The following is a 6835-nucleotide window of genomic DNA, read 5'->3' on the forward strand; positions in this document are numbered from 1 at the left end:
AGGCGCTTGTCGGCGGCTTCGCCCTTGGCGACGACGACGGCGTCCTTGAGGCCTGGGGCGCGACGGAGCGCGGCTTCGATTTCGCCCAGTTCGATGCGGAAGCCGCGCACCTTCACCTGGAAGTCGATGCGGCCCATGTACTCCAGGCGCCCGTCGAGGCGGTACCGGACGCGGTCGCCCGTGCGGTACATGCGGCCACCGGGAGGCCCGTAGGGCTCGGGCAGGAAGCGCTCCGCGGTGAGTTCCGGGCGCAGCAGGTAGCCACGAGCCTGGCCTTCACCGGCGAGGTACAGCTCACCTGCGACACCGACGGGCACCGGCTGGAGAGACGCGTCCAGCACGTAGGCACGCGTCGCGGGCAGGGGCTTGCCGATGAGGGGCACCTCGTCACGGGCGACGAGAGAGGCGGTGGAGTAGGTGGTGTCTTCGGAAGGCCCGTAGAGGTTGAAGAGCTTCTCAACCGTGGGCACTGCGTAGACCTGCTTCGCAAGCGTCTCCGGCAGGGCCTCACCGGCGAGGTTGATGACACGTACGGAAGGCGGCACCGCGCCCAGGCGCAGCAACTGCGCCATGGCGGAGGGCACGGTGTTGACGAGGGTGACGTGGGAAGCGGTGGACAGCTCCGCCAGATGCAAGGCGTTGCGAGCCACCACCACCGCGCCACCGCTGCTCAAAGGAGCGAAGAGCTCGAAGACGGAGAGGTCGAAGTTGAGGCTCGTCGCGGCGAGGGTGCCCTTCAACTCCTCGGCAGAGAACGTGGTGAGGGCCCATTGGAGGAACGTCACTGCGTTGCCATGGGAGATGGCGACGCCCTTGGGACGGCCGGTGCTGCCGGAGGTGTAGATGAGGTAGGCGAGGTGGCCCGAGTGGATGCCCACCTCAGGCTTCGTGGTGGGCTGCTTCGCCAGCTCCGTGTCCAAGTCGAGGCACACCGGCGTGGCGCTGGTTTCGGGCAGCGCCGAGAGCAGATGGGAGTGCGCGACAAGGGCAGGACCCTGTGCGTCCTCCAGCAGCCAGCCCAATCGCTCACGCGGGTAGCTGGGGTCCAGCGGCACGTAGGCGCCACCGGCCTTGAGGATGCCGAGTGCTCCGATGACGAGGTCTTCAGTGCGTTCAACGCACAGGCCAACGCGGACTTCAGGCCCGACACCCAATCCACGCAGACGGTGCGCGAGTTGGTTCGCCTTCGCGTCCAGCTCCCGGTACGTCAGCTGTCGCTCGGGCGTGATGACCGCGAGGGCGTCCGGCGTGCGACGCACCTGCGCCTCCACCATTGCGGGGATGCTGGACTCCTGCGGCACCTGCGAGGCAGGCGGATTCCACTCGACGAGGAGCTGTTGGCGCTCGGGGGCGGTGAGCAGCGGCAGGTCACCCAGTCGGGTGTCCGGCTTCTTCGCAATGGCCTCCAGCAACACGCCGAAGTGCCCAGCCATGCGCTGGATGGTCTCGGCATCGAACAGGTCCGTCGCGTACTCCAGCGTGCCGACGAATCCGTCTCGGCCTTCACGCAGACCCAGGGAGAGGTCGAACTTGGCGAAGTGTGATTCCAGCGGCAGGGACTGGAAGGACAGGCCCGGCAGGCGCAGCGCCTCATTCGGCGTGTTCTGCAGGACGAACATGGCCTGGAACAGAGGACTGCGGCTCAGGTCGCGCGTGGGCTGCACGGCTTCCACGAGCTTCTCGAACGGCAGGTGCTGATGTTCGAAGGCCGCGAAGGTCGTGCCTCGCACTTGAGTCAGCAGCTCACGGAACGTTGCGTGCGGGTCCAACTGGGCTCGCAAGACGAGCGTGTTGATGAAGAAGCCGATGAGGCCTTCGGTCTCCGCCTGGGTACGGCCGGCGATGGGCGTACCCACGCTGACGTCGTCCTGTGCCGAGTAGCGCGACAGCAGCACCTGGAACGCCGCCAGCAACGTCATGAACGGCGTGGCACCTTCCCGCTGTGCCAGAGCCTTGAGTGCGTGAGAGACCTCCGAGGGGATGCGCACGTCCACCGTTGCGCCTCGGTGCGACTGCACGGGCGGTCGCGGGCGGTCCGTGGGCAGCTCCAACGCCGCGGGAGCTCCGGAGAGCTGCTGCTTCCAGTAGTGGATCTGCGCGTCCAGCGCTTCACCCTGGAGCCAGTTCCGCTGCCAGGCCGCGAAGTCCGAGTACTGCACGGGCAGCGGCGCGAAAGCGGGCGTGCTGCTCGTGGAGAAGGCCTCGTAGAAGGCCACCATCTCCCGGACGAGGACGCCCATGGACCAGCCGTCGGAGACGATGTGGTGCATCGTCACGAGCAACAGATGTGAGTCCTCGGCCAGCCGCACCAACGTGCTGCGCAGCACCGGTCCCCTGGCGAGGTCGAACGGCTTCCGCGCTTCCGCGTTGGCCAGTCGCCGCGCCTCTTCTTCCCGCAGCGTCTCAGGCCGGGTTGAGAGGTCCACGAGCGGCAGCGTCCAACCACTGGGCGCGTGGACGGCCTGGATGGGCTGGTCCTGGTGCTCGTGGAAGGTGGTGCGCAGGGCGTCGTGACGGGCGACGAGTGCCTCGAAGGCGCGGCGCAGGGCCTCGACGTCCAGGTGCCCCGAGAGCTGGAGCGCGGTGGGGATGTTGTACGAAGCGTCCCCGGGCTGGAGCTGATCCAACAGCCACAGTCGCTGCTGCGCGAAGGACAGGGGCAGCGGACCGTCATGCGAGACGCGGGTGAGCTTCGGAGCCTGGGAGATGGCGCTTCCGTGCAGCCGCGCGGCCAGGGCTTCCACCGTGGGGGACTCGAAGAGCGCGCGCAGGGGGAGTTCCACGTTGAACTCCGCGCGCACGCGGGACACGACCTGCGTGGCCAGCAGCGAGTGCCCACCCAGTTCGAAGAAGGAGTCCTTCACGCCCACCTGGGGCAGGCGCAGGACTTCGGCCCAGATGGAGGCCAGCTTCGCTTCGACTTCGGTGCGAGGCGCTTCGTAGGTGTTGCCGGACTGGGGCGCCTCCGGCTCCGGAAGGGACTTGCGGTCCACCTTTCCGTTGGAGTTGAGAGGCAGGGCGTCCATCACCACGAAGGTGGTGGGCACCATGTACTCGGGGAGTCCCTGACGCAGATGCGCCTTGAGGGCTTCCACCTCCAGCGAGGCCTCGGCCTTGGGCGTGACGTAGGCGACAAGGCGCTTGTCGGCGGCTTCGCCCTTGGCGACGACGACGGCGTCCTTGAGGCCTGGGGCGCGACGGAGCGCGGCTTCGATTTCGCCCAGTTCGATGCGGAAGCCGCGCACCTTCACCTGGAAGTCGATGCGGCCCATGTACTCCAGGCGCCCGTCGAGGCGGTACCGGACGCGGTCGCCCGTGCGGTACATGCGGCCACCGGGAGGCCCGTAGGGCTCGGGCAGGAAGCGCTCCGCGGTGAGTTCCGGGCGCAGCAGGTAGCCACGAGCCTGGCCTTCACCGGCGAGGTACAGCTCACCTGCGACACCGACGGGCACCGGCTGGAGAGACGCGTCCAGCACGTAGGCACGCGTCGCGGGCAGGGGCTTGCCGATGAGGGGCACCTCGTCACGGGCGACGAGAGAGGCGGTGGAGTAGGTGGTGTCTTCGGAAGGCCCGTAGAGGTTGAAGAGCTTCTCAACCGTGGGCACTGCGTAGACCTGCTTCGCAAGCGTCTCCGGCAGGGCCTCACCGGCGAGGTTGATGACACGTACGGAAGGCGGCACCGCGCCCAGGCGCAGCAACTGCGCCATGGCGGAGGGCACGGTGTTGACGAGGGTGACGTGGGACGCGGTGCTCAGTTCCGCCAGGTGCAGGGCGTTGCGAGCCACCACCACCGCACCGCCACTGCTCAATGGAGCGAACAGCTCGAAGACGGAGAGGTCGAAGTTGAGGCTCGTCGCGGCGAGCGTTCCCTTCAACTCCTCCTGCGAGAAGGTCTCCAAGGCCCACTGGAGGAACGTCACTGCGTTGCCATGGGAGATGGCGACGCCCTTGGGACGGCCTGTGCTGCCGGAGGTGTAGATGAGGTAGGCGAGGTGTCCGGGGTGAATGTCCACCACCGGCGCCGTCGTCGGCTGCTTCGCCAGCTCCGCGTCCGAGTCGAGGCACACCGGGGTGGCGGATGTCTCCGGCAGCGCCGAGAGCAGATGGGAATGCGCGACGAGTGCAGGGCCCTGGGCGTCCTCCAGCAGCCAGCCCAAGCGCTCACGCGGGTAGCTGGAGTCCAGCGGCACGTAGGCGCCGCCAGCCTTGAGGATGCCGAGTGCTCCGATGACAAGGTCCTCGGTACGTTCGACACAGAGGCCGACGCGGACCTCGGGCCCGACGCCCAGACTACGCAGACGGTGCGCGAGTTGGTTCGCCTTCGCGTCCAGCTCCCGGTACGTCAGCTGTCTCTCGGGCGTGATGACCGCGAGGGCGTCCGGCGTGCGACGCACCTGCGCCTCCACCATCGCGGGGATGCTGGACTCCTGCGGCACCTGCGAGGCAGGCGGATTCCACTCGACGAGGAGCTGTTGGCGCTCGGGGTCGGTGAGCAGTGGCAGGTCACCCAATCGGGTGTCCGGTTTCGTCGCGAGGGCCTCCAGCAATACGCCGAAGTGTCCAGCCAGGCGCTGGATGGTCGCCACATCGAACAGGTCCGTCGCGAAGTCGAATGAACCGACGAATCCGTCTCGGCCTTCACGCAGACCCAGGGAGAGGTCGAACTTGGCGAAGTGTGATTCCAGCGGCAGGGCCTGGAAGGACAAGCCCGGCAGGCGCAGCGCCTCGGTGGGCGTGTTCTGCAGGACGAACATGGCCTGGAACAGCGGGCTGCGGCTCAGGTCGCGCGTGGGCTGCACGGCCTCCACGAGTTTCTCGAACGGCAGGTGCTGATGGTCGTAGGCCGCGAGCGTCGTGTCTCGCACCTGGGCCAGCAGCTCCCGGAACGTCGCGCGTGGGTTCAGCTGGGCGCGCAGGACGAGCGTGTTGATGAAGAAGCCGATGAGGCCTTCGGTCTCCGCCTGGGTGCGGCCGGCAATGGGTGAACCCACGCTGACATCGTCTTGCGCGGAGTAGCGCGACAGGAGCACCTGGAACGCCGCCAGCAACGTCATGAACGGCGTGGCGCCCTCCCTCTGCGAGAGGGCCTTGAGGGCATCCGCGATGTGCTTGGGAATGCGCACCTCCACCGAGTCACCCCGGTGCGACTGCACGGGCGGGCGCGGGTGGTCCGTGGGCAGCTCCAATGCCGCGGGCGCTCCGGAGAGCTGCTGCTTCCAGTAGTGGATCTGCGCGTCCAGCGCTTCACCCTGGAGCCAGTTCCGCTGCCACGTCGCGAAGTCCGCGTACTGCACCGGCAGCGGCGGGAGCGAGGGCGACTTGCCCGTGGAGAAGGCCGCGTAGAAGGTCGCCACTTCCCGGACGAGGACGCCCATGGACCAGCCGTCGGAGACGATGTGGTGCATCGTCACCAGCAGCAGGTGTGAGTCCTCGGCCAACCGTACCAGCGTGCTGCGCAGCAGCGGACCCCTGGCGAGGTCGAACGGCTTCCGTGCTTCCTCGTTGGCCATCCGCCGCGCCTCTTCTTCCCGGAGGGCTTCAGGCCGGGCGGAGAGGTCCACGAGCGGCAGCGTCCAACCGCCGGGAGCGTGGATGTTCTGGATGGGCTGGTCCTGGTGCTCGTGGAAGGTGGTGCGCAGGGCCTCGTGGCGCTGGATGAGCGCTTCGAAGGCACGGCGCAGGGCTTCCACGTCCAACCGCCCAGAGAGCTGGAGCGCGGTGGGGATGTTGTACGACGCGTCTCCAGGCTGGAGCTGATCCAACAGCCACAGCCGCTGCTGAGCGAAGGACAACGGCCGCGGGCCGTCCGCGTGCGTCTGGGTGGGCGCGGGCAGGTGGAGGTTCGGCGTGGCCGTCTGGAGCCGCTCCGCGAGCGTGGCCACGGTGGGCGCTTCGAAGAGGGCCCGCAGTGGCAGTTCCACGCGGAACGTGGCGCGTACGCGCGAGACGAGCTGGGTCGCCAGCAGCGAATGACCGCCGAGCGCGAAGAAGTCGTCGTGGACGCCAACGCGCTCCACACGCAGCACCTGAATGAAGAGGGCCGCGAGCTGCTCTTCGGTGGGGGTACGCGGCGCGACGAAAGTGGACCCGAGCGCCGTGCCCTGGGGGGCGGGCAGTGACTTGCGGTCCACCTTGCCGTTGGTGTTGAGCGGCAGGGCCTCCAGCACGAGGAACGCGGAGGGCACCATGTACTCGGGCAGGTTCTGCTTGAGGAAGGTGCGCAGCTCGGTGGAGTCCAGGGACTCTCCCGCCTCAGGGACGAGATAGGCGACGAGCCGCTTGTCTCCGGGCACGTCCTCGCGGGCGAGGACAACGGCTTGATGCACGGCGGGATGTCCCAGCAGGCGGGACTCGATCTCACCCAGTTCGATGCGGAAGCCGCGGACCTTCACCTGGAAGTCGGCGCGGCCCAGGTAGTCGAGCATCCCGTCCGCGCGCCAGCGCACCACGTCGCCCGTGCGGTAGAGGCGTGCACCCGGGGTGGAGGAGAAGGCATCCGGGATGAAGCGGTCCGCCGTCAGCTCCGGCCGATTGAGGTAGCCGCGCGCGACGCCCTCGCCACCGATGAAGAGTTCACCGGCGACGCCGACGGGAACGGGGCGCAGCATGCGGTCCAGCACGTAGACGCGGACGTTGGGCAGGGGCCTGCCGATGGTGGGAGTCGGAGACGCATCGAAGGCGCAGGCGGTGGCGTCGACGGTGCACTCGGTGGGGCCGTAGACGTTGAAGACGCGCGGGCGCGGAGCCTGGGCCAGGTGACGCCAGGTGGCGGGGTCCACGGCTTCACCACCCACGAGGACGCGGTGGGGGATGGCCTTGCGCTCCAGCAGGCCTT

1 protein-coding gene is annotated in these 6835 nt (G+C 68.3%); it reads right to left on the reverse strand.

From position 1 onward, the window contains the following. On the reverse strand, positions 1 to 6835 hold a 6835-nt coding region (locus tag D7Y04_RS42110), incomplete at both ends, for a non-ribosomal peptide synthetase (protein WP_121763020.1).

Origin of the sequence: Corallococcus sp. AB038B, from assembly GCF_003668955.1 — a bacterium.
GTDB lineage: Bacteria > Myxococcota > Myxococcia > Myxococcales > Myxococcaceae > Corallococcus > Corallococcus exiguus.